This is a genomic window from Kitasatospora xanthocidica (genome assembly GCF_014656195.1).
Classification (GTDB): Bacteria; Actinomycetota; Actinomycetes; order Streptomycetales; family Streptomycetaceae; genus Kitasatospora; species Kitasatospora xanthocidica.
The window spans coordinates 64,526-86,767 of sequence record NZ_BNBY01000008.1 but is presented as its reverse complement, the minus strand read 5'-3'; the positions used below and the strand labels follow the sequence as shown (position 1 = coordinate 86,767).

Sequence of the window (22,242 nt, the reverse complement as noted above, 5' to 3'; positions counted from 1 at the left end):
CAGCACCGCACCGCCGCACCGACGACCGGCCACTCCGGGGCGGGGTGGCCCACTCACCCCGCCCCACCGCCGAGCAAGCCCCCGAGCCCGCACCCCCGACCCCGGCCCCGCGGCTCCCGGCCTCAGCCGATGTCCAGCGGATCCACCCGCACCCGCACCGGCTCCGGCGTCCGCAGCGCGATCCGCGCGATCTGCGCTGCCTTGAGCGCCGCCGCCAGCGCCGCCCCCTGCCCGGGCGGCACCCGCAGCAGCGCGCGCTCCTGTTCCTCCCCCCGCAGCGCGGGCACCGGCACCGGCCCGAGCACGTCCGCGCCCTCCGGCAGCCGGATCAGCCCGAGCAGGTCGGCGACCGCCGCCGGGGTGCCGCTGACCGAGGCCATCCGGGACACCGGCGGGAAGTGCAGCTGCGCCCGCTCGTCCCGTTCCAGCCCGGCGTGCCCGAGCGGGTCCCAGCGCACCAGCGCCTGCACCGGCCGGGCCGAGGGCTCCGCGACCACGACGACGGCGCCGCCCTCCGTGGACGGCCGCACCAGCGCCGCGGCCGCCAGCCAGAGCCGCAGCGTCTCCTCGCCGGCCCGCAGGTCGGGTCGGCTGAGCAGCGCCCAGCCGTCCAGCAGCAGCGCCGCCCCGTACCCGGTGCCGCCCTCGACCACCGGCTCCGCGCCGGGGGTGGAGATCACCAGCGAGGGCTCGTCCGGCACGGTGGCCAGCACGGCGTCCCGCCCCGAGGTCCGTACCGGGATCCGCGGGAAGGCCTTGCCCAGTTCCTCCGCCGTCCGCCGGGCGCCGATCACCTGGGCCCGCAGCCGGAACGAGCCGCACTCGGGGCAGTGCCAGTCGTTCTCCGGCTCCCCGCACCATGCGCAGTGCAGCGCGGCGTCCGCCGAGGGTGCCTCCAGCGGCCCCTCGCACTTCCGGCACCGCGCGGGGGTGCGGCAGCGTCCGCAGGCCAGCCGGGGCACGTAGCCGCGCCGGGGCACCTGGATGAGCACCGGGTGACCGGCGGCCAGCGCCTCCCGGGCTGCCTCCCAGCCGACCGAGGGCAGCCGGGCGGCCTGGGCGGCCGCGTCGCGGTGCTGGTCCTGGTCGGTGACGGTGCGTACCCGGGGCGCGACCTGCCGCACCGTCTCCCGGTCGGCGACCAGTGGACGCGCCCAGCCGGTGCTGACCAGTTGCGCGCCCTCCACGGTCACCGCGTGCCCGCCGAGCAGCACCGCCGCGCCCTCCTCGGCGGCCCGCAGCAGGGCCACCTCGCGGACGTGCGGGTGCGGGGCGCGCGGGTCGCTGTGGCTGCTGTCGCCGTCCGACCAGACGACGACCAGGCCGAGGTCGCGCACCGGCGCGAACATGGTCGCGCGGGTGCCGATGACGGCGTGCACCGAGCCCCGGCTCACCGCGAGCCAGCGTTTGTACCGTTCGCGCGGGCCCAGGTCGGCCTCCAGGGCCACGTGCATCCCGGGGCCGAGCAACTCGGTCAGCGCCTGGTCGACCCGGGACACCGAGCGCCCGTCCGGCAGGACGACCAGCGCTCCGCGCCCGCCCGCGAGCGTCGCCGCCACCGCCCGCGCGATCTCGTACGGCCAGCCGGGCCCGGGCAGGGCCGCCCAGACCGCGCGCGGCGCGCCGCCGGAGGCCAGCGCGGTGAGGAAGTCGGGCCCGGCCGGGTAGCGCTGCCAGCCGCCGGGGGCGGGGGCGTCCGGGCGCGGCAGCGGCTCCGGCGAGGGCTCGGCCTCGGCCTTGGCGTGCCGGGGCGGGACGGCCAGCTGCAGCACGTCGGCGAGCGTGCCGGCGTACCGGTCGGCGACGGTCCGGCACAGCCGCAGCAGCTGCGGGGTGAGCACGGGCTCGGGCGAGAGCACCTGCGCCAGCGGGGCGAGCGGCCCGGGGAAGTCGCTCTTCTCCAGCCGGGCCACGATGAACCCGTCGTGCAGCTCCCCGCCCTCGCGCTGCCCCTTCACCACCCGGGCCCCGAAGCGCACCCGCACCCGGACGCCCGGCTGGGCCTCCTCGGCCATGGCGGCCGGCACTTCGTAGTCGAAGAACTTGTCGATGGTGAGCACGCCCTTGTCCACCACGACCCGGGCCACCGGCAGGTGCTCGGCCCGCTTGGCCCCGCGCCAGCTGCGCGGCTTGGCGCGCTTGACCGTCTCCCGGATGAACGCCAGCTGCTCCGGCTCGGCGGCCCCGTTCTCCCCTGTGTTGCTCATCGCGACCAAGTACTACCAGGTCACACCGACAACGCGCACGGACCGGCGGCCGCCGCGAGGGCTCCCCCCCCCCGACGAAAAAAGCGGCGCCCGCCCCCGGAAAGGGGCGGGCGCCGCTTCGAGCGCTGCGGGCGTCAGTCCTGGACGGCGGCCTTCAGCTGCTCCACCCGGTCGGTGCGCTCCCAGGTGAAGTCCGGCAGCTCACGGCCGAAGTGGCCGTACGCGGCGGTCTGGGAGTAGATCGGGCGCAGCAGGTCCAGGTCGCGGATGATCGCGGCCGGACGCAGGTCGAAGACCTCGGAGACGGCCTTCTGGATCGCGAGGACCGGCACGGTCTCGGTGCCGAAGGTCTCCACGAACAGGCCGACCGGCTCGGCCTTGCCGATCGCGTACGCGACCTGGACCTCGGCGCGGCGGGCGAGGCCGGCGGCGACGATGTTCTTGGCCACCCAGCGCATCGCGTACGCGGCCGAGCGGTCCACCTTGGACGGGTCCTTGCCGGAGAAGGCGCCGCCACCGTGGCGGGCCATGCCGCCGTAGGTGTCGATGATGATCTTGCGGCCGGTGAGGCCGGCGTCGCCCATCGGGCCGCCGATCTCGAAGCGGCCGGTCGGGTTGACCAGCAGGCGGTAGCCCTCGGTGGTCAGCTTGATGCCCTGCTCGGCCAGCGCCTTCAGCTCCGGCTCGACCACGAACTCGCGGATGTCCGGAGTGAGCAGCGACTCCAGGTCGATGTCGCTGGCGTGCTGGGTGGAGACGACCACGGTGTCGAGGCGGACGGCCTTGTCACCGTCGTACTCGATGGTGACCTGGGTCTTGCCGTCGGGGCGCAGGTACGGGATGGTCCCGTTCTTGCGGACCTCGGTCAGCCGACGCGAGAGGCGGTGGGCCAGGGTGATCGGCAGCGGCATGAGCTCGGGCGTCTCGTCGGACGCGTAGCCGAACATCAGGCCCTGGTCGCCGGCACCCTGCTTGTCCAGGTCGTCCTCGTCGCCCTCGACCCGGGCCTCGTACGCGGTGTCGACGCCCTGCGCGATGTCGGGCGACTGGGCACCGATGGACACCGACACGCCGCAGGAGGCGCCGTCGAAGCCCTTCTTGGAGCTGTCGTAGCCGATCTCCAGGATCTTGTCCCGGACGAGCTGGGCGATCGGCGCGTACGCCTTGGTCGTCACCTCGCCGGCCACGTGCACCTGGCCGGTGGTGATGAGCGTCTCCACGGCGACCCGGGACGTCGGGTCCTCACGCAGGAGAGCGTCAAGGATGGTGTCGCTGATCTGGTCAGCGATCTTGTCGGGGTGTCCCTCGGTGACGGACTCCGAGGTGAACAGGCGGCGAGACACAGCGCTCCCTGGGGTTGCAGCGGCTGCTGACTGAAGGTCCCCGGTGGGCCCGGGGAACTCCGGAAAGACTTGATTCCAGGAGTCTAACGGGCCGGTTCCGTCGAACGTCACCCGCTCCAGGAATTCTCGAGCGTTCTGCAGCCCATTCCGATCAGTTGCCGCCCGATTCCAGCCGCTTTGCGACCAGGTCCCAGATGACGTCCGCGAGCGCTTCCTTCGGGCCCACCGGAACGGGCGTCTCACTGCCGTCCGAGCCCAGGACGACGGCCTCGTTGACGTCCGTGCCGAAGGCCTTCCCGTTGCCCACCTCGTTGACCACGAGCAGGTCGCAGCCCTTGCGGACGAGCTTGGCGCGGCCGTTGGCGAGCACGTCGTCGGTCTCCGCCGCGAATCCGACCACCAGTTGACCCGAACGGGGCCGCTGGGCGGACAGCTCGGCCAGAATGTCGGGATTGCGGACGAGCGCGACCGGGGCCGGCTCGATGCCCTCGACCTTCTTGATCTTGCCGGTCGCGTACTCGGCGGGCCGGAAGTCGGCCACCGCGGCGGCCATGACCACGGCGTCCGCGTCGGCGACGGCCTTCAGCGCCGCCTCGCGCAGCTCCAGCGCGGTCGAGACGTGCACCACGTCCACCCCGGCCGGGTCCGGCAGCTCGGCGTTGGCCGAGAGCAACGTCACCCGGGCCCCGCGCGCCGCGGCCGTCACGGCGAGCGCGTAGCCCTGCTTGCCGGAGGAGCGGTTGCCCAGGTAGCGCACCGGGTCCAGCGGCTCCCGGGTGCCGCCGGCCGAGACCACCACGTGCCGGCCCGCGAGGTCGGTCGGCACCGCGCCGCCGCGGCGCAGCACGGCCCGGCAGGCCTCGAACACCGCGGACGGCTCGGGCAGCCGCCCCTTGCCGGTGTCCTTGCCGGTGAGCCGCCCGACGGCCGGCTCCAGCACGATCACGCCCCGGCGGCGCAGCGTGGCGACGTTGTCCCGGGTGGCCGGGTGCTCCCACATCTCGGTGTGCATCGCGGGCGCCACCACGACCGGGCAGCGCGCGGTGAGCAGGGTGTTGGTGAGCAGGTCGTCGGCGAGGCCGTGGGCGGCCTTGGCGATCAGGTCGGCGGTGGCCGGGGCGACGACGACGAGGTCGGCCTGCTGCCCGATCCGCACGTGCGGCACCTCGTGCACGCGCTCCCAGGTCTCGGTGGCGGCCGGGCGGCCGGACAGCGCGGCCCAGGTCGCCTCGCCGACGAAGTGCAGCGCGGCCGCGGTGGGCACCACGGTGACCTGGTGGCCGGACTCCGTGAACCGGCGCAGCAGTTCGCACGCCTTGTACGCGGCGATCCCGCCGCTCACACCGAGGACCACGCGGGGGGCGTCCGCAGTCGTCATGGGCCGACCTCTCTACGCATCGGGAACCCGCCCACCCTACGGCCCCTCGGCGGCGCCCCGCGCGGCGCCCCACCCCGCGCCGGAGCGGGAACGACGGCCGGGTACGCGGGAGGGCCCGGCGGAAACCATTCCGCCGGGCCCTCCCGGAAACTTCACCGACCGCCTCAGGCGGCCTCGATCGCCTCGGCGGTCAGCATGCCCGCGTTGATCTCGCGCAGCGCGATCGACAGCGGCTTCTCGTGCACGTGGGTGTCGACCAGCGGGCCGACGTACTCCAGGAGGCCCTCACCGAGCTGCGAGTAGTACGCGTTGATCTGGCGCGCGCGCTTGGCGGCGTAGATCACGAGGCTGTACTTCGAGTCGGTGGCCTCGAGCAGCTCATCGATCGGCGGGTTGATGATGCCCTCGGGCGCGGTCATGGAAGAGGACACGCGAAAACCTTCCGAAAGGGTGGAAAAGACAGACAGGTCAGGCTACACCGAGCAAGGCTAGCAGTTCGGCCGCTACCTGCTCGACGGAGGTGTTGACAAGGGTCGTGTCGAACTCGGTCTCGGCCGCGAGTTCGATCTTGGCGGCGTCGAGCCGCTTCTCGATCACGTCCTGCGGCTCGGTGCCCCGACCGGTCAGTCGGCGGACCAGTTCGTCCCAGCTCGGCGGAGCCAGGAAGACCAGCTGTGCCTCGGGCATCGACTCGCGCACCTGCCGGGCACCCTGCAGGTCGATCTCCAGCAGCACGGGCTCGCCGCGCTCCAGCTTCTCCAGCACGGCCGCGCGCGGGGTCCCGTAACGGTTCCCGGCGAACTCGGCCCACTCCAGCAGCTCACCGTTGGCGATCAGCTTGTCGAACTCGTCGTTGTCGACGAAGTGGTACTGGACCCCGTTCTTCTCGCCGGGCCTCGGGTGGCGGGTGGTGGCCGACACCGAGAGCCAGACCTCGGGGTGCATCTTCCTCATATGAGCGACGACCGTGCTCTTGCCGACCCCCGAGGGGCCGGAGAGCACGGTCAGCCGCGGACGCTCACTCATGCACCGATTATCCCGGATCGCGGACGATGACGGGACCACCGGGGCACGGTCAGGCGGCACCCCCGCCGAACTCCCGCTCCAGGGAGGCGATCTGGTTGGTACCGAGACCTCGGACACGCCGGCTCTCGCTGATGCCGAGGCGCTCCATGATCTGCTTCGCGCGAACCTTGCCGACGCCCGGAAGCGACTCCAGCAGGGCCGAGACCTTCATCTTGCCGATGACGTCGTTGTCGGCCTTGCCGGCCTTGATGACCTCGTGCAGGGAGGCGCCGGAGTGCTTGAGCCGGTTCTTGACCTCGGCGCGCTCCCGGCGAGCCTCGGCGGCCTTGGCGAGCGCGGCGGTGCGCTGTTCAGGGGTAAGGGGCGGAAGAGCCACGCCGTTCACCTCAGGTGTGGATGGAAGGGATTGAGCTATGACTGGTTTGGTACCCAGGACACCGTCCGCAAGGGGAACCACAAGGGCCCTGACCTGCGGGACCCGCACAATTCGCGGCTCGCCGATGACCTATCGCCGGACACTACCCGGATTGCGGCGCCACGTCAGGAAAAGAACACGAAAAGTCCTGGTCAGCCAAGGCCGACCAGGACTTTCCCGGGCAAAATGACCGCGATTGCGAAACTTTGACGGGCTCGATGTGACGGCGCTCACGTCCGCTCCGCGACGGTGTCGCCGTCCTGCGGACACTCCACAGGGTCACCGACCGGCTACCAGTAGGAGGCCTTCCGCTCCTCGACGGCCCCCGCCGCGCCTACTTGACGGCGTCCGCGAACTCGCCGGCGAAGCGCTCCGCCGCCTCCCGCAGCGCCGGCACCGACGGGCCGTGCTTGAGCACGTCCCGGCTGACGCTCGGCACCACGTTGATCACCGAGCCGCCGAAGACCCGCGGCAGGTCCGCCATGGTCGCGCCCTGGGCGCCGATCCCCGGGGCCAGCAGCGGGCCGTTGATGGCCAGCTCCACGCCCGCGTCGGCGAGCGTCGCGCCGACCACCGCGCCGAAGGAGCCCAGCGGCGCGGCGCCCTCGTTCTCGGCCGCCAGCTGCCGCAGCACCGAGGCGGCGACCGACTCGCCGTCCGCGCCCACCGCGCGCTGCACCTCGCCGCCCTCCGGGTTGGAGGTGAGGGCCAGCGCGAACACGCCGCAGCCCTGCTCCCGGGCCAGGTCCAGGGCCGGGCGCAGCGAGCCGAAGCCCAGGTACGGGCTGACCGTCACGGCGTCCGAGAACAGCGGGCTCGCGGGCGACAGGAAGGCCTCGGCGTACGCGGCCATGGTGGAGCCGATGTCGCCGCGCTTGGCGTCCATCAGGACCAGCGCACCGGCCGCCCGGGCCTCCTCGACGGTCTTCTCCAGCACGGCGACGCCCTTGCTGCCGAAGCGCTCGAAGAAGGCGGCCTGCGGCTTGAGCACGGCCACCCGGTCGGCCAGCGCCTCGACCACGGTGCGGCTGAAGGTCTCCAGCCCGGCGAGGTCGTCGCCGAGCCCCCAGGCGGCGAGCAGGGAAGCGTGCGGGTCGATGCCGACGCAGAGCTGGCCGCGGGTGTCGAGGGCCTGGCGCAGCCGGGCGCCGAACGGGGCGAGGGTCATGTCGTCCTTTCCGAATGGTCCGGGGATGGTCCGGGGGTGGTAGAGGTCGTGCCGGGGGCGGTCGGGCCGCTCAGGAGCCGCTGACGGCGCTGCCGACGGCCGAGGCCAGGTCGCGGAAGCCCGCGGCCCGGAGCCGGGCGGACAGGCCCTTGTGGATCTTGCGGCACCAGAACGGGCCCTCGTAGATGAAGGCGCTGTAGCCCTGGACCAGGTCGGCGCCGTGCACGATCCGCTGCCAGGCGTCCTCGGCGGTCTCGATGCCGCCGACCGAGACCAGGGTCAGCCGGCCGCCGGTGCGGGCGCGCAGCCGCTGCAGGACCTCCAGGGCGCGGGCCTTGAGCGGGGCGCCGGACAGACCGCCCATGCCGATCTCCTCGACCCGCCCGGCGTCGGTGCGCAGGCCCTCGCGGCCGATCGTGGTGTTGGTGGCGATGATGCCGTCCAGGCCCAGCTCCAGGGCGAGGTCGGCGACCGCGTCGACGTCCTCGTCGGCCAGGTCGGGGGCGATCTTGACCAGCAGCGGCACGTGGTGCGCGGTGGTGCGGTCGGCGGCCTCGCGGACGGCGGCCAGCAGCGGGCGCAGGTGGTCCACGGCCTGCAGGTTGCGCAGCCCGGGGGTGTTCGGCGAGCTGACGTTGACCACCAGGTAGTCGGCGTACTTCGCCAGGCGCTCGGTGGACTTGACGTAGTCGGCGACCGCGTCGGCCTCCTCGACGACCTTGGTCTTGCCGATGTTGACGCCGATCACCGGGGTGGAGCTGGTGTGCGGACGGGCGGCCAGCCGGGCGGCGACCCGGGCGGAGCCCTGGTTGTTGAAGCCCATCCGGTTGATCAGCGCGCGGTCCTCGACCAGGCGGAACAGCCGCGGCGCCGGGTTGCCGGGCTGGGGCTCGCCGGTGATGGTGCCGATCTCGACGTAGTCGAAGCCGAGCATCGACAGGCCGTCGATGCCGACGCCGTTCTTGTCGAAGCCGGCCGCGAGGCCGAACGGGCCGGGCAGGTCCAGGCCGAGGGCGCCGGTGCGCAGGGCGCGGTCGCGCGGGGCGAGCACCAGCCGCACCAGCGAGCGCAGGCCGGGCACCGAGGAGGCCAGCCGGATCCAGAAGAAGGCCAGGTGGTGGGCCTTCTCGGGGTCCATCTTCTTGAAGACCAGGTCGAACAGAAGCTTGTACAAGGGTGGTTCAACTCCCGGAGCGGTGACGGGACGTGGGCATGGAAGTGGGGGGCACCAATCCGGCTCCGGTGCCCCCCACTGCGGTGGTGCTACTTGCGGCCGGCGTTGATCAGCTCGGCGTGCTCCTGGAGCGACATCACCCCGACCTCGTCGCGCAGCAGCCGGTCGATGCCCTGCACGGCCGCGCCCATCGCCTGGACGGTGGTCAGGCAGGGCACCGCGCGGGCCACGGCCGCGGTGCGGATCTCGTAGCCGTCGAGGCGGCCACCGGTGCCGTACGGCGTGTTGATGATGAGGTCGACCTCACCGTCGTGGATCAGCTGGACGATGGTCTTCTCGCCGTTCGGGCCCTCGCCCTCGCTGTGCTTGCGCACCAGCGTGGACGGGATGCCGCCGCGCTGCAGCACCTCGGCGGTGCCGGCCGTGGCGAGCACCTCGAAGCCGAGGCTGACCAGCGCGCGGGCCGGGAAGACCAGGTTGCGCTTGTCGCGGTTGGCGACCGAGACGAAGACCTTGCCCTTGGTCGGCAGCGCGCCGTAGGCGCCGGCCTGGGCCTTGGCGTAGGCCGTGCCGAAGACCTTGTCGATGCCCATGACCTCACCGGTCGAGCGCATCTCCGGGCCGAGCACGGTGTCCACGCCGCGGCCGTGGACGTCGCGGAAGCGGCTCCACGGCATCACGGCCTCCTTGACCGCGATCGGCGCGTCGGCGGGCAGCGTGCCGCCGTCGCCCTCGGCCGGGAGCATGCCCTCGGCGCGCAGCTCGGCGATGGTGGCGCCGAGCGAGACCCGGGCGGCGGCCTTGGCCAGCGGCACGGCGGTCGCCTTGGAGGTGAACGGGACGGTCCGGGAGGCGCGCGGGTTGGCCTCCAGGACGTACAGGATGTCGCCGGAGAGGGCGAACTGGATGTTGATCAGACCGCGCACCCCGACGCCGCGCGCGATGGCCTCGGTGGAGGCGCGCAGGCGCTTGATGTCGTGGCCGCCGAGGGTGATCGGGGGCAGCGCGCAGGCGGAGTCGCCGGAGTGGATGCCGGCCTCCTCGATGTGCTCCATGACACCGCCGAGGTAGAGCTCGGTGCCGTCGTAGAGCGCGTCGACGTCGATCTCCACCGCGTCGTCCAGGAAGCGGTCGATGAGCACCGGGTGCTCGGAGATCAGACCGGCGTGCCGCTCCAGGTAGGAGGCGAGCGAGGCCTCGTCGTAGACGATCTCCATGCCGCGGCCGCCGAGCACGTAGGACGGACGGGCGAGGACCGGGTAGCCGATCTCGTCCGCGATCGCCTTGGCCTCCTCGAAGGAGAAGGCGGTGCCGTGCTTGGGCGCGGGCAGGCCGGCGTCGCGCAGGACGCGGCCGAAGGCGCCGCGCTCCTCGGCGAGGTCGATCGCCTCGGGCTGGGTGCCGACGATCGGCACGCCGTTGTCCTTGAGCGCCTGCGCCAGGCCCAGCGGGGTCTGGCCGCCGAGCTGGACGATCACACCGGCGAGCGGGCCGGCCTGCTGCTCGGCGTGGACGATCTCCAGCACGTCCTCCAGGGTGAGCGGCTCGAAGTAGAGCCGGTCGGAGGTGTCGTAGTCGGTGGAGACGGTCTCCGGGTTGCAGTTGACCATGACGGTCTCGTACCCGGCCTCGGAGAGCGCGAAGGAGGCGTGCACGCAGGAGTAGTCGAACTCGATGCCCTGGCCGATGCGGTTCGGGCCGGAGCCCAGGATGATCACGGCGGGCTTGGTGCGCGGGGCGACCTCGCTCTCCTCGTCGTAGGACGAGTAGAAGTACGGGGTCTTGGCGGCGAACTCGGCGGCGCAGGTGTCGACGGTCTTGAAGACCGGGCGGATGCCGAGCGCGTGGCGCACCTCACGGACCACGTCCGGCTTCAGGCCGCGGATCTCGCCGATCTGCTGGTCGGAGAAGCCGTGCCGCTTGGCGTGGCGCAGCAGCTCGGGGGTGAGCTCGGCGGCGTCGGCCAGCTCGCCGGCGATCTCGTCGAGCAGGAAGAGCTGGTCGACGAACCACGGGTCGATCTTGGTGGACTCGAACACCTCCTCCGGGGTGGCGCCGGCCCGGATCGCCTCCATGACGGTGTTGATCCGGCCGTCGGTCGGCACGGCGGCCTTGGTCAGCAGCTCGGCCTTGTCGCCCACCGGGCCGGTCCAGGAGAACTGGGAGCCCTTCTTCTCCAGCGAGCGCAGCGCCTTCTGCAGCGCCTCGGGGAAGTTGCGGCCCATGGCCATGGCCTCGCCGACCGACTTCATGGTGGTGGTCAGCGTGGCGTCGGCGCTCGGGAACTTCTCGAACGCGAACCGCGGCACCTTCACCACGACGTAGTCGAGGGTCGGCTCGAAGGAGGCCGGGGTCTGCTCGGTGATGTCGTTGGGGATCTCGTCGAGCGTGTAGCCGACGGCCAGCTTGGCGGCGATCTTGGCGATCGGGAAGCCGGTGGCCTTGGAGGCGAGCGCCGAGGAGCGCGAGACGCGCGGGTTCATCTCGATGACGATGACCCGGCCGTCGTCGGGGTTGACGGCGAACTGGATGTTGCAGCCGCCGGTGTCGACGCCGACCTCGCGGATGACGGCGATGCCGACGTCGCGCAGGATCTGGTACTCGCGGTCGGTGAGGGTCATCGCCGGGGCGACGGTGATCGAGTCACCGGTGTGCACGCCCATCGGGTCGAAGTTCTCGATGGAGCAGACGACCACGACGTTGTCGTTCTTGTCGCGCATCAGCTCCAGCTCGTACTCCTTCCAGCCGAGGATGGACTCCTCCAGGAGCACCTCGGTGGTCGGCGAGAGGGTCAGGCCCTGGCCGGCGATGCGGCGCAGGTCCTCCTCGTCGTGGGCGAAGCCGGAGCCAGCGCCGCCCATGGTGAAGGAGGGGCGGACGACGACCGGGTAGCCGCCGAGCGTGTCGACGCCGGCCAGCACCTCGTCCATGGTGTGGCAGATGACCGAGCGGGCGGACTCGCCGTGGCCGATCTTGGCGTTGACGGCCTCGACGACGCCCTTGAAGAGCTCGCGGTCCTCGCCCTTGTGGATCGACTCGACCTTGGCGCCGATGAGCTCGACGTTGTACTTGGCGAGCACGCCGTTGGCGTCCAGCGAGATCGCGGTGTTGAGCGCGGTCTGGCCGCCGAGGGTCGGCAGCAGGGCGTCGGGGCGCTCCTTGGCGATGATCTTCTCGACGAACTCCGGGGTGATCGGCTCGACGTAGGTGGCGTCGGCGATCTCCGGGTCGGTCATGATCGTGGCCGGGTTGGAGTTGACCAGCACGACCCGCAGGCCCTCGGCCTTGAGGACCCGGCAGGCCTGCGTGCCCGAGTAGTCGAACTCGGCGGCCTGCCCGATCACGATCGGGCCGGAGCCGATCACCAGGACGGACTTGATGTCAGTGCGCTTAGGCACGCTGGCCCTCCATGAGCTTCACGAAACGGTCGAAGAGGTAGGCCGCGTCGTGCGGGCCGGCAGCAGCTTCGGGGTGGTACTGCACGCTGAAGGCGGGGACGTCGAGCGCCTGCAGGCCCTCGACCACGTCGTCGTTCAGGCAGACGTGGGAGACCTCGACCCGTCCGTAGGGGGTGTCGCTCACCTTGTCCAGCGGGGCGTTCACGGCGAAGCCGTGGTTGTGGGCGGTCACCTCGACCTTGCCGGTGGTGCGGTCCTGCACCGGCTGGTTGATGCCGCGGTGGCCGTACTTGAGCTTGTAGGTGCCGAAGCCCAGGGCGCGGCCGAGGATCTGGTTGCCGAAGCAGATCCCGAAGAACGGGGTCCCGCGCTCCAGCACGCCCTGCGCGACGGCGACCTGGTGGTCGGCGGTGGCCGGGTCGCCCGGGCCGTTGGAGAAGAAGACGCCGTCCGGCTGGACCGCGTAGACGTCCTCCAGGGTGGAGTGAGCCGGCAGCACGTGCACCTCGATGCCGCGCTCGGCCATCCGCTGCGGGGTCATCGCCTTGATGCCGAGGTCCAGCGCGGCGACGGTGAAGCGCTTCTCACCGACGGCCGGGACGACGTACGGCTCGGTGGTGGCGACCTCGGCGCACAGGTCGGCGCCCTTCATCTCGGGCGACTGCTGCACCCGGGCCAGCAGGGTGGCCGGGTCGGCCAGCGTCTCGCCGGAGAAGATGCCGCAGCGCATCGCGCCGCGCTCGCGCAGGTGGCGGGTGAGCGCGCGGGTGTCGATGCCGCTGATGCCGACGACGCCCTGGTTGACCAGTTCCTCGTCGAGCGAGCGGCGGGAGCGCCAGTTGGAGGCGACCCGGGAGGGGTCGCGCACGACGTAGCCGGCGACCCAGATCTGCTTGGACTCGTCGTCCTCGTCGTTCCAGCCGGTGTTGCCGATCTGCGGGGCGGTCATCACGACCACCTGCCGGTGGTACGACGGGTCGGTCAGGGTCTCCTGGTAGCCGGACATGCCGGTGTTGAAGACCGCCTCGCCGAAGGTCTCGCCGGTCGCGCCGTAGGCCTGGCCACGGAAGATCCGGCCGTCCTCCAGGACGAGCACGGCGGCCGCACGGTTCGAAACCGGACGCTCCCGCCGTTGGCGCTGCGTGGTGGGGGCAGGTGCGGTCATTGCGCGGCCTCTTCCGTCATCTTCGTCTGCGTGCGTGTGGCAAGGTGAGCGACCGCCTCGACCCAGGCGGCGTGCTCGTCGGGGTGGTCGGCCCGGAAGCCGGAGTCCAGCTCGGTGCCCTCGTGCGTCCAGCTGACGACGAGCAGCCCGGACGGGACGACCTTGCCGGCGATCCCGGAGTCGGTCCGGGCACCGGTGAGGTGGGCGGCCGGGATCCAGAAGTCGACGTCACCGGGACGCTGGACCAGCAGGCCGTCCTCGCCGAGGGTGAGGTCGGCCCGGCTGCGGGTGCCCAGGCCGTGGGCGACGACCCGGTCGAGCCAGTTCCCGGCGGTGGTCGTGCCGTGGTACCGGCCGCTGGTCTCCAGGATGGTGCGTCCGGCCCGGTCCGGCACGGCGGGCAGCGGCGGGATGCCGGACTGCAGGGTGCGCCGCCAGTTCCAGCCCTGGCGCATCAGCCAGTAGACGAGGGCGATGAGGACCAGCAGGCCGACGGACCAGCCGATGTACCCGGGCCAGTTGGTGACCTTCGCCTGCTCCTTGGCGAGCGTGGCGTAGGCGCTCACAGCTCGCCGCCCTGCTCGGACAGCTCGCCCGCCAGCACGGTGGCGCGGCCGCGCAGGAAGGTGGCGTGCACCCGTCCGGGCAGGTCCAGGCCCTTGTAGGGGGTGTTGCGGCTACGGGTGGCGAAGCTGTCCGGGTTCACGGCACCACGGTACGCGGGATCGAACAGCACCAGGTTCGCCGGCTCACCCACCGAGATCGGGCGGCCGTGCCCGGCGAGACGCCCGATCCGGGCCGGTCGGTGCGACATCCGGTCGGCGACGCCCTCCCAGTTCAGCAGGCCGGTCTCGACCATCGTCTGCTGGACGACCGACAGCGCGGTCTCCAGGCCGACCATGCCCATCGCGGCCACGGCCCACTCGCAGTCCTTGTCCTCGGCCGGGTGCGGGGCGTGGTCGGTGGCGACGGCGTCGATGGTGCCGTCGGCGAGCGCCTTGCGCAGCGCCTGGACGTCCTCGGCGGTGCGCAGCGGCGGGTTCACCTTGTACACCGGGTCGTAGGAGCGGACCAGCTCGTCGGTGAGCAGCAGGTGGTGCGGGGTCACCTCGGCGGTGACGTCCCAGCCCTTGCCCTTGGCCCAGCGGATGATCTCGACCGAACCGGCGGTGGAGACGTGGCAGACGTGCAGCCGGGAGCCGACGTGCGCGGCGAGCAGCACGTCGCGGGCGATGATCGACTCCTCGGCGACGGCCGGCCAGCCGCCGAGCCCGAGCTCGCCGGAGACCTGGCCCTCGTTCATCTGGGCGCCCTCGGTCAGCCGCGGCTCCTGGGCGTGCTGGGCGACGACGCCGTCGAAGGCCTTGACGTACTCCAGGGCGCGGCGCATCAGCACCGCGTCGTCCACGCACTTGCCGTCGTCGGAGAAGACCCGGACGCCGGCGGCGGACTCGTGCATCGCGCCGAGCTCGGCGAGCTGCTTGCCCTCCAGGCCGACGGTGACGGCGCCGACCGGCTGCACGTCGCAGTAGCCGGCCTCCTGGCCGAGCCGCCAGACCTGCTCGACCACGCCGGCGGTGTCGGCCACCGGGGTGGTGTTGGCCATCGCGTGCACGGCGGTGAAGCCGCCCATCGCGGCGGCCCGGGTGCCGGTGAGCACGGTCTCGGCGTCCTCGCGGCCGGGCTCGCGCAGGTGGGTGTGCAGGTCGACCAGGCCGGGGAGCGCGACCAGCCCGGTGGCGTCGATCTCGATGTCCGCCACGGCCGTCAGGCCGGTGCCGATCTCCTTGATCACGCCGTCGGCGAGGAGGAGGTCCTGCGGAGCGCCGCCGAGGATCTGGGCGTTGCGGATCAGGTAGGTGGTCACTGAGCGATCTCCACGGTCTCGGTGCGGGGGGCGTCGGCGGGGGCGTCGGCGAGGGTGGCTCCGCCGAGGAGCAGGTAGAGCACGGCCATCCGGACGGAGACGCCGTTGGCGACCTGCTCGACCGCGGTGCAGCGCGGCGAGTCGGCGACCTCGGCGGTGATCTCCATGCCGCGGACCATCGGGCCGGGGTGCATCACGATCGCGTGCCCGGGCAGCTGGGCCAGCCGGAGGCCGTTCATGCCGTAGCGGCGGCTGTACTCGCGCTCGGTCGGGAAGAACGCAGCGTTCATCCGCTCGCGCTGCACCCGCAGCATCATCAGCGCGTCCGTCTTGGGCAGCACCCGGTCCAGGTCGTAGCTGATCTCGCAGGGCCAGTTCTCGATGCCGATCGGCAGCAGCGTCGGCGGCGCGACGAAGGTGACCTGGGCACCGAGGGTGTTCAGCAGGTGGACGTTGGAGCGGGCGACCCGGCTGTGCAGGACGTCGCCGACGATCGTCACCCGGCGGCCCGCGAGATCGTGGCCGGCGCCCGGGTTGAGGTGGCGACGCATGGTGAAGGCGTCGAGCAGCGCCTGGGTGGGGTGCTCGTGGGTGCCGTCACCGGCGTTGATCACACTGCCGTGCAGCCAGTCGGACTGGGCCAGCCGGGCCGGCGCGCCCGAGGCGTGGTGGCGGATGACGACCGCGTCGGCGCCCATGGCCTGCAGGGTCAGCGCGGTGTCCTTGAGGCTCTCGCCCTTGGAGACCGAGGAGCCCTTGGCAGAGAAGTTGATGACGTCGGCCGACAGGCGCTTCTCGGCGACCTCGAAGGAGGTCTTCGTCCGGGTGGAGTCCTCGAAGAAGAGGTTGACGACGGTGCGGCCGCGCAGCGTGGGCAGCTTCTTGACGGCCCGGCCGGAGAGCTGGGCCAGCTCCTCGGCGGTGTCCAGGATCAGCAGCGCGTCGTCGCGGCTGAGATCGGCGGCGGAGACGAGGTGGCGCTTCACGCGGGCTACTCCGGGAGGTGCGGTTCGGTGGGCTTGGCGGCCTGCGCGCCCTGTTCGGTGAGCGCGGAGCGCGACGCCGCGGTGAAGTCGCGGTCCCCGACCAGGACGGCGTCCACGCCGTCGGAGTCGGAGAGGCGCACCTGCACGGCCTCGCGCAGCGAGGTGGGGAGGTTCTTGCCCACGTAGTCCGCGCGGATCGGCAGCTCGCGGTGGCCCCGGTCGACCAGGACGGCGAGCTGGACCGCCCGCGGCCGGCCGATGTCGTTCAGCGCGTCGAGCGCGGCGCGGATGGTGCGGCCGGAGAAGAGCACGTCGTCGACGAGGACGACGAGCTTGCCGTCGATGCCGCCGGGCGGGATCTCGGTGTGCTCCAGGGCGCGGGCGGGCTTCAGCCGCAGGTCGTCCCGGTACATGGTGATGTCCAGGGTGCCCAGCGGGATCTCGCGCCCGGTGATCTGGGCCAGCCGGCCGTGCAGGCGGCGGGCGAGGTGGACGCCCCTGGTGTGGATGCCGAGCAGCACGACGTCCTCCGCGCCCTTGGCGCGCTCGACGATCTCGTGCGCTATCCGGGTGATGACCCGGGCGATGTCCGTACCGTCCAGCACTTGGTGCGGCGGCCTCGGAGCCTGGTCCTGCGGCGTCGAATCTCGGTGTGCGGTCATGCCGAAGCGGACCTCCTTCCCCGCCTCACTGGACGGGCCTTAAAGGATGTCTGGGACGGCCCCCGCCGACTCGGCGCGGGCTTCGGGTCATCCTAGCAGTGCCCCGGACGGCAAACAGGAGTCCACCATTCCGCTTCCGCCGGTTAACACCCCGGACGCGCCGACGATGCGGGCCATTCGCACGACTGCCCCATTCGGCTTGACGCAACTACCTTACTCTACGTAACCTCACAGTGAGTTACGAGACGGACGTCGAACCCACCGGTAACGGCGTCGGCAATCGCCCGTGACCCACCACTGAACGCGAAGCAATCTCGTCCGGGGAGATCAATGTCCAGCGACTACGCGAAGCAACTCGGAGGCAAGCTCCGAGCGATCCGCACTCAGCAGGGTCTCTCCCTGCACGGTGTCGAGGAGAAGTCCCAGGGGCGCTGGAAGGCAGTCGTCGTCGGCTCGTACGAGCGCGGCGACCGTGCGGTCACCGTGCAGCGGCTGGCCGAGCTGGCCGAGTTCTACGGCGTCCCGGTGCAGGAGCTGCTGCCCGGCGGCACCCCGGGCGGCGCGGCCGAGCCGCCGCCGCGCCTGGTCCTGGACCTGGAGAGACTGACCCAGGTCCCCTCCGAGAAGGCCGGCCCGCTGCAGCGCTACGCGGCCACCATCCAGAGCCAGCGCGGCGACTACAACGGCAAGGTGCTGTCGATCCGCCAGGACGACCTGCGCACCCTGGCGGTCATCTACGACCAGTCGCCGTCGATCCTCACCGAGCAGCTGATCTCCTGGGGCGTGCTCAACCCCGACGCGCGCCGCGCGGTGCGCGAGGAGGACGCGAGCTGAGGCTCACCGCACCGGCTCCCGCCAGCGGATCTTGCAGTTCCCGGCACTCGGTTCTCCAGTGCCGACAAGCAGAAACGTCACGGCGCGGCACCCCAGTGGGGCGCCGCGCCGCGGCGCGTCCGTGACCTGCCACCTCTGATGTCGCCGCCTCGCCTCCGGGCGCTCGTACCCGGTGCCGACGGTCGGCTCGGCAGCAAGGGCGGCAGCAGCTGTCAGTGGTGTCAGCAGACGGTGCCCAGGCTGTAGCCGGGCTTCGCCGCGACCCCGTCCAGGCTGACCGGGCGGTCCGCCGGCGCCCAGTCCGCCCCGCCGCTCGACCAGGCCCAGGAGGCCGGCAGGTACTCCCCGCAGGAGGCGGCCGACCCCTGCGAACCGTGCAGCACCGCGACCCCCGGCAGCTCCAGGGCCAGCCCGGCGCACAGCACCGCGCAGACCAGCTCCAGGTCCTCGTCGTTGATCCGCACCACGCCGTCCTCCCACTGCAGGACCCGCGCGGCGGCGGTCAGCCGGCCGCCCGGCGCGTCCACCCGCAGGCGCAGCTCGTACACGCCGGCGCCCGCGCCGACCAGCATCCGGCGGAAGACCTCGCCCCCGCGCTGGTAGGCGGCGCGCACCCAGCGGGTGTGATCCTCGTCCCGTTCGCCCGCGCCCCCGTACAGGCCCCCGTCGAGCAGCAGGTCGACGTGGCAGAGCGTCAGCCCGTTCTCCCGGGCCCGGACCAGGCGCGGCACGAAGTCCCCGGCCAGCTCCTCGCCCTGGTAGGCGAGCAGCTGGGTCTGCAGCGCCGGGTTGACCAGGTAGCGGTCCCGGGCGCCGGGCTCGGCCGGGTCCAGCCCGTTGAGCAGGCAGAACTCCTCGAAGTCCTGGGGGTGGAACATCCGCGCCCGGACGGTCTCGAACCGCTCCAGCGCGTCGGCCAGCAGCTCGGCGGCGTCGGTCAGGTAGCGCTCGAAGTCGGGGGCGTCCGAGATCCCCCAGGCCCGGGCCCGGGCGAAGTCCGCCGCGTTGGTGAGCACCCCGATGACGAAGGCCTGGTCGGCGCCCTCGGCCGGCTGCGGCCGGTGCGGTGCCCGCACCACGGGCCGCGGACCGCCGGAGGTGCAGTCGGAGTTGCGGCGGGCTCGCCCCTTACGGCTCATCGTTGGCTCCTGGCTTCGGCGGTGACGGTCGGCGGCGGGCTCGCCGCTGACCGCCTTCCTCCCCACCCCTCGCACGCCGCACACGTACGGCGTGTCACAGGAATGTAACCACCGGTAATAGCACCGGCCCCGAGGCCCCCGAAGGACCCGCGGGGCCCTCGGCCACCTCGGGACCCTCAGCCGCCTCAGGACCCTCCGCTACCTCGGGACCCGGGCCAGCTGGCGGGACTGCGCGACCAGGCGGCCGGACTCGTCCCAGATCTCGGCGTCCTCCTCGAAGTACCCGCCGGCCAGGTTGCGGGTCGCGTGGGTGACCCGCAGCCAGCCGGGGGCGGGCTTGGCGCGCAGGTGGACGGTCAGCTCGACGGTCGGCGCCCAGCCCGGCATGCCGAGGTCGAAGGTGACCGGCGGCAGCGCGTCGGCGACCAGCAGGAGCAGCAGCGGGTCGGGCTCGCGGCCGTCGGCCAGCCGGAACCAGCCCTGGATCCGGCCGTTGCCGGAGGGCTGTCCGAGCGCCCAGCCGACGGTGGCCGGGTCCAGCCGCAGGTCGAAGCGCTCCAGCAGGGCGGCCTGCTCGATCAGCTCCTTGGGTGCGTGCTCCACGCCGATGCACTGGTCCGGCGGCGGCAGCTGCGGCGGCCGGGCGCTGGTGCGCACCTCGCCGTCGGCGGTGGCGAGGTCACCGTGGCTGGCGACCACGCGCAGCCGTTCGACGCCGTCCTGGCTGAGCGAGGCGGTGCCGGTGGAGAGCCCGCGGCCGGAGCGCAGCACCTCGGTGCGGACGGTGGCGGGCCCGGGGGTGGAGGCGGACAGGTAGTAACCGCTGATCGACACCGGGTCCGGGTGCGTCCCGTGTTCCAGCGACAGCGCGTGTCCGGCCACGGCGAGCAGCATCCCGCCGTTGACGCCGCCGCCGATCTGCCAGCCGGCGCCGAGTTCGGCCTCGTAGCGGCCGGACTCCTCGGCGTGTCTGGTCAGGGCGATGCCCCGGTCGAACTCGCTGCTGATCGTGGTGGTCATGCGGGGAGACCTGCCCTTCAAGTTACTGGCGAGTAGGACTCCACATTACGCCTGCCGGGTGAAACGCGAAACGGCCGCCGGACCCGGAAATCCGGGTCCGGCGGCCGTCCCGACGGGCGTGACCGCTACCGGCGGATGCTCGGCTTCAGCTCCAGGAAGCGGGCCAGCATGCCGTTGACGAAGGCCGGGGAGTCGTCCGTGGAGAACTCCTTGGCGATCTCGACCGCCTCGTCCAGGACGACCGCGTCCGGGACGCCGTCCTCCCAGATCAGCTCGTACGCGCCGAGCCGCAGGACGTTGCGGTCCACGATCGGCATCCGGTCGAGCGTCCAGCCGACCGCGTACTGCGAGATCAGGTCGTCGATCCGACGGGCGTGCTGGACGTACCCCTCGATGAGCTCCATGGTGTACTCGCCCACCTGCGGAGTGCCCTCGTCGGGCTTCGGCTCGCGGGCGCGGGCCACCCAGTCCGCGAGGACCCGCTGCGGGTCGACCCCGCGGTGGTCGGCCTCGAAGAGGATCTGGAAGGCCCGGGTACGGGCCTTGCTACGTGCGGCCGACACGGACTTACTTCACCCGGCCGAGGTAGCTGCCGTCGCGGGTGTCGACCTTGACCTTCTCACCGCTGGTGATGAAGAGCGGCACCTGGATCTCGGCGCCGGTCTCCAGGGTCGCCGGCTTGGTGCCACCGGTCGAGCGGTCACCCTGGACGCCCGGCTCGGTCTCGGCGATGGTCAGCTCGACGGCGGCCGGGAGCTCGATGTACAGCACCGCGCCCTCGTTCTGCGCGACCAGGGCCTCGAAGCCCTCCAGCAGGTACTTGGCGGCGTCGCCCACGACGGCCGGCTCGATGGTGAGCTGGTCGTAGGTGTCCATGTCCATGAACACGAAGTTCTCGCCGTCCTTGTACGAGAACTGCATGCCGCGCTTGTCGACGTTGGCGGTCTCGACCTTGGTGCCCGCGTTGAAGGTCTTGTCGACGACCTTGCCCGTCAGGACCTCCTTCAGCTTGGTCCGAACGAAGGCCGGGCCCTTGCCGGGCTTGACGTGCTGGAACTCGACGACGGACCAGAGCTTGCCGCCCTCCAGCTTGAGGACCATGCCGTTCTTGAGATCGTTCGTGGAAGCCACGGGCGCACTAACTCCTGGATATAGCTGTCAAGGAACCAAGGGGTGCGTCCTGCCGCCACGGCCCGGGGCCGCGGTCACAGGGCGAGGAGCTCCTTGGTGGTGATGGTGAGCAGCTCGGGCCCGCCCTCCTCGAGGGGGCGCACGACGAGCGTGTCCTCGATCCGGACGCCGCCCTTGCCCGGGAGGTGGACTCCCGGACCGACGGTGACCGGCACGCGGCTGTCCAGTTTACCCATGTCCGACGGACCGAGGCGCGGCGCCTCCCTCATCTCCAGCCCGATGCCGTGGCCCACCGGGTGCGGCGAGGCCTCGGAGTGGCCCGCCGCCTCCAGGACCTGCCGGGCGGCCCGGTCGGGCACGCACTGTTCCACCCCTGGTCCGAGGGCCTCCCGGCCGGCCCGCTGGGCCCGGAAGACCAGCCGGTGCAGCTCCACCTGCCAGGGCGCCGGAGCGGCGCCGATCACGAAGGTGCGGGCGGTCGAGACGCCGTAGCCGCGGTACTGGGCGCCCATCACCACGGTCAGGAAGTCGCCCTCCTCCACCCGGCGGTCGGTCGGCTGGTGGGCGGCCTGGCCGGAGTGGCTGCCGGTGCCGACGGACACCGGGAAGGCGGCCCGGTCGGCGCCGTGGTCGATCATCCGGCGTTCCAGCTCCATCGCCAGGTGCCGCTCGGTGCGGCCGACCAGGATCGACTCCAGCAGCTCGCCGAGCGCCTGGTCGGCGATCTCGGCGGCGATCCGCAGGTCGGCTATCTCGTGCTCGTCCTTGACCACCCGCAGCCCCTCGACCACCTGGCCCAGGTCGATCAGCCGGGCCCCCTCGGCCAGGCCCGCCACCGACCGGTGCCGGGTGACGGTCAGGTCGTGCTCCTCCACCGCCAGGCCGGACACCCCGAAGCTCGCCGCGGCGGCCGCGGCGGCCAGCGCGGTGTCCGCCCCGGCCGCCACCGGCACCTGGGTGACGTCCGGGGCGATCAGGTGCTCCCCGGAGTCGTCCGGCGGCAGGTCGTCCGGCAGCGTCAGCAGCGCCCGCTCCCTGGTCAGCAGCAGCGTCGCCCCGCAGGGCGCGCAGCCCGTCAGATACCGCACGTTCGCCGCCCGGGTGATCAGTGCCGCATCGGCCCCGGCCGCGCTGCAGTGCTCCCTCACCCGCTCCCGCCGCCCCGCGTACGCATCCGCCATGCGTCGAGCCTACGAACCCCCGGCCCGAACCGCCCGCCGAGCACCCCCGGAGCCCCCGACGCGCCCCCGCACCACCGGCCGTTTCCCGCCACCCCGCCCGGGCCCGACCGCCATCGGCCGCCGCTGGGGTTCGAAGACGGGCCCTGCG

20 protein-coding genes are annotated in these 22,242 nt (G+C 72.4%); 1 reads left to right on the top strand and 19 read right to left on the bottom strand.

Annotated features, from left to right (window positions below):
• Window positions 1-122: 122 nt before the first annotated feature.
• From IE332_RS16625 to pyrR, 14 genes are all read right to left on the bottom strand, one after another.
• Window positions 123-2,207 (bottom strand): primosomal protein N', encoded by a 2,085-nt coding sequence (locus IE332_RS16625; RefSeq protein ID WP_189916756.1) that lies wholly within the window; start codon window positions 2,205-2,207, stop codon window positions 123-125.
• Window positions 2,208-2,341: 134 nt separating this feature from the next.
• Window positions 2,342-3,550 (bottom strand): methionine adenosyltransferase, encoded by a 1,209-nt coding sequence (gene metK, locus IE332_RS16620; RefSeq protein WP_189916754.1) that lies wholly within the window; start codon window positions 3,548-3,550, stop codon window positions 2,342-2,344.
• A gap of 151 nt (window positions 3,551-3,701) precedes the next feature.
• Window positions 3,702-4,928, bottom strand: coding sequence for a bifunctional phosphopantothenoylcysteine decarboxylase/phosphopantothenate--cysteine ligase CoaBC (gene coaBC, locus IE332_RS16615; RefSeq protein ID WP_189916752.1), 1,227 nt, complete (start codon window positions 4,926-4,928; stop codon window positions 3,702-3,704).
• A 164-nt stretch (window positions 4,929-5,092) separates the two neighbouring features.
• Window positions 5,093-5,359, bottom strand: a complete 267-nt coding sequence (rpoZ, locus tag IE332_RS16610; protein ID WP_030240625.1) for a DNA-directed RNA polymerase subunit omega — start codon at window positions 5,357-5,359, stop codon at window positions 5,093-5,095.
• A 37-nt stretch (window positions 5,360-5,396) separates the two neighbouring features.
• Window positions 5,397-5,954 carry a guanylate kinase gene (gene gmk, locus IE332_RS16605; RefSeq protein ID WP_189916750.1) on the bottom strand — a complete coding sequence of 186 codons (558 nt, stop codon included), beginning with the start codon at window positions 5,952-5,954 and terminating at the stop codon, window positions 5,397-5,399.
• Window positions 5,955-6,003: 49 nt separating this feature from the next.
• Entirely contained in the window at window positions 6,004-6,330 is a 327-nt protein-coding gene (mihF, locus tag IE332_RS16600; protein WP_030056187.1) for an integration host factor, actinobacterial type, read from the bottom strand.
• Window positions 6,331-6,703: 373 nt separating this feature from the next.
• The gene (gene pyrF, locus IE332_RS16595; protein WP_189916748.1) at window positions 6,704-7,537 is read right to left on the bottom strand and encodes an orotidine-5'-phosphate decarboxylase; all 834 of its coding nucleotides are present in this window, start codon (window positions 7,535-7,537) and stop codon (window positions 6,704-6,706) included.
• Between the two features lie 70 nt (window positions 7,538-7,607).
• Window positions 7,608-8,711 (bottom strand): quinone-dependent dihydroorotate dehydrogenase, encoded by a 1,104-nt coding sequence (locus IE332_RS16590; protein WP_189916746.1) that lies wholly within the window; start codon window positions 8,709-8,711, stop codon window positions 7,608-7,610.
• Between the two features lie 89 nt (window positions 8,712-8,800).
• On the bottom strand, window positions 8,801-12,109 hold the full coding sequence (carB, locus tag IE332_RS16585; protein ID WP_189916744.1) for a carbamoyl-phosphate synthase large subunit: 3,309 nt from the start codon (window positions 12,107-12,109) through the stop codon (window positions 8,801-8,803).
• The gene (gene carA / locus IE332_RS16580; RefSeq protein WP_229928650.1) at window positions 12,102-13,274 is read right to left on the bottom strand and encodes a glutamine-hydrolyzing carbamoyl-phosphate synthase small subunit; all 1,173 of its coding nucleotides are present in this window, start codon (window positions 13,272-13,274) and stop codon (window positions 12,102-12,104) included. Before carA ends, carB begins: the two co-directional genes overlap by 8 nt.
• The gene (locus IE332_RS16575; RefSeq protein WP_189916740.1) at window positions 13,271-13,840 is read right to left on the bottom strand and encodes a PH-like domain-containing protein; all 570 of its coding nucleotides are present in this window, start codon (window positions 13,838-13,840) and stop codon (window positions 13,271-13,273) included. The genes carA and IE332_RS16575 overlap by 4 nt, the downstream gene beginning before the upstream one ends.
• Window positions 13,837-15,141, bottom strand: coding sequence for a dihydroorotase (locus tag IE332_RS16570; protein WP_189916739.1), 1,305 nt, complete (start codon window positions 15,139-15,141; stop codon window positions 13,837-13,839). The genes IE332_RS16575 and IE332_RS16570 overlap by 4 nt, the downstream gene beginning before the upstream one ends.
• Window positions 15,138-16,127, bottom strand: coding sequence for an aspartate carbamoyltransferase catalytic subunit (locus tag IE332_RS16565; RefSeq protein ID WP_189916738.1), 990 nt, complete (start codon window positions 16,125-16,127; stop codon window positions 15,138-15,140). The genes IE332_RS16570 and IE332_RS16565 overlap by 4 nt, the downstream gene beginning before the upstream one ends.
• A gap of 5 nt (window positions 16,128-16,132) precedes the next feature.
• Window positions 16,133-16,789 (bottom strand): bifunctional pyr operon transcriptional regulator/uracil phosphoribosyltransferase PyrR, encoded by a 657-nt coding sequence (gene pyrR / locus IE332_RS16560; RefSeq protein WP_229928649.1) that lies wholly within the window; start codon window positions 16,787-16,789, stop codon window positions 16,133-16,135.
• Window positions 16,790-17,119: 330 nt separating this feature from the next.
• Here pyrR and bldD point away from each other — a divergent pair, with 330 nt between their 5' ends.
• Window positions 17,120-17,623: a transcriptional regulator BldD gene (gene bldD / locus IE332_RS16555; RefSeq protein WP_030056198.1), complete on the top strand. Its 504-nt coding sequence runs from the start codon at window positions 17,120-17,122 to the stop codon at window positions 17,621-17,623.
• 221 nt (window positions 17,624-17,844) lie between these two features.
• Here the strand turns inward: bldD and IE332_RS16550 are convergent, their stop codons facing one another.
• The 5 genes from IE332_RS16550 to IE332_RS16530 form a co-directional block, all read right to left on the bottom strand.
• Complete coding sequence (locus IE332_RS16550; protein WP_189916737.1) at window positions 17,845-18,762, bottom strand: DUF8829 domain-containing protein; 918 nt, start codon at window positions 18,760-18,762, stop codon at window positions 17,845-17,847.
• A gap of 198 nt (window positions 18,763-18,960) precedes the next feature.
• Entirely contained in the window at window positions 18,961-19,782 is an 822-nt protein-coding gene (locus IE332_RS16545) for a thioesterase family protein (RefSeq protein ID WP_189916736.1), read from the bottom strand.
• Between the two features lie 125 nt (window positions 19,783-19,907).
• The gene (gene nusB, locus IE332_RS16540; protein WP_189916734.1) at window positions 19,908-20,345 is read right to left on the bottom strand and encodes a transcription antitermination factor NusB; all 438 of its coding nucleotides are present in this window, start codon (window positions 20,343-20,345) and stop codon (window positions 19,908-19,910) included.
• Between the two features lie 4 nt (window positions 20,346-20,349).
• Window positions 20,350-20,913 carry an elongation factor P gene (gene efp, locus IE332_RS16535; RefSeq protein ID WP_189916732.1) on the bottom strand — a complete coding sequence of 188 codons (564 nt, stop codon included), beginning with the start codon at window positions 20,911-20,913 and terminating at the stop codon, window positions 20,350-20,352.
• Window positions 20,914-20,987: 74 nt separating this feature from the next.
• Entirely contained in the window at window positions 20,988-22,094 is a 1,107-nt protein-coding gene (locus IE332_RS16530; RefSeq protein ID WP_189916730.1) for a M24 family metallopeptidase, read from the bottom strand.
• Window positions 22,095-22,242: the final 148 nt, after the last annotated feature.

Bases quoted from the DNA above. Each gene is read 5' to 3' on its own strand.
- pyrF (WP_189916748.1), bottom strand. From the start codon at position 7,537: ATGACCCTCGCCCCGTTCGGCGCCCGGCTGCGCCAGGCCCTCGACACC.
- pyrR (WP_229928649.1), bottom strand. From the start codon at position 16,789: ATGACCGCACACCGAGATTCGACGCCGCAGGACCAGGCTCCGAGGCCG.
- IE332_RS16545 (WP_189916736.1), bottom strand. From the start codon at position 19,782: ATGACCACCACGATCAGCAGCGAGTTCGACCGGGGCATCGCCCTGACC.
- carA (WP_229928650.1), bottom strand. From the start codon at position 13,274: ATGACCGCACCTGCCCCCACCACGCAGCGCCAACGGCGGGAGCGTCCG.
- bldD (WP_030056198.1), top strand. From the start codon at position 17,120: ATGTCCAGCGACTACGCGAAGCAACTCGGAGGCAAGCTCCGAGCGATC.
- IE332_RS16530 (WP_189916730.1), bottom strand. From the start codon at position 22,094: ATGGCGGATGCGTACGCGGGGCGGCGGGAGCGGGTGAGGGAGCACTGC.
- IE332_RS16625 (WP_189916756.1), bottom strand. From the start codon at position 2,207: ATGAGCAACACAGGGGAGAACGGGGCCGCCGAGCCGGAGCAGCTGGCG.
- gmk (WP_189916750.1), bottom strand. From the start codon at position 5,954: ATGAGTGAGCGTCCGCGGCTGACCGTGCTCTCCGGCCCCTCGGGGGTC.
- coaBC (WP_189916752.1), bottom strand. From the start codon at position 4,928: ATGACGACTGCGGACGCCCCCCGCGTGGTCCTCGGTGTGAGCGGCGGG.
- IE332_RS16550 (WP_189916737.1), bottom strand. From the start codon at position 18,762: ATGAGCCGTAAGGGGCGAGCCCGCCGCAACTCCGACTGCACCTCCGGC.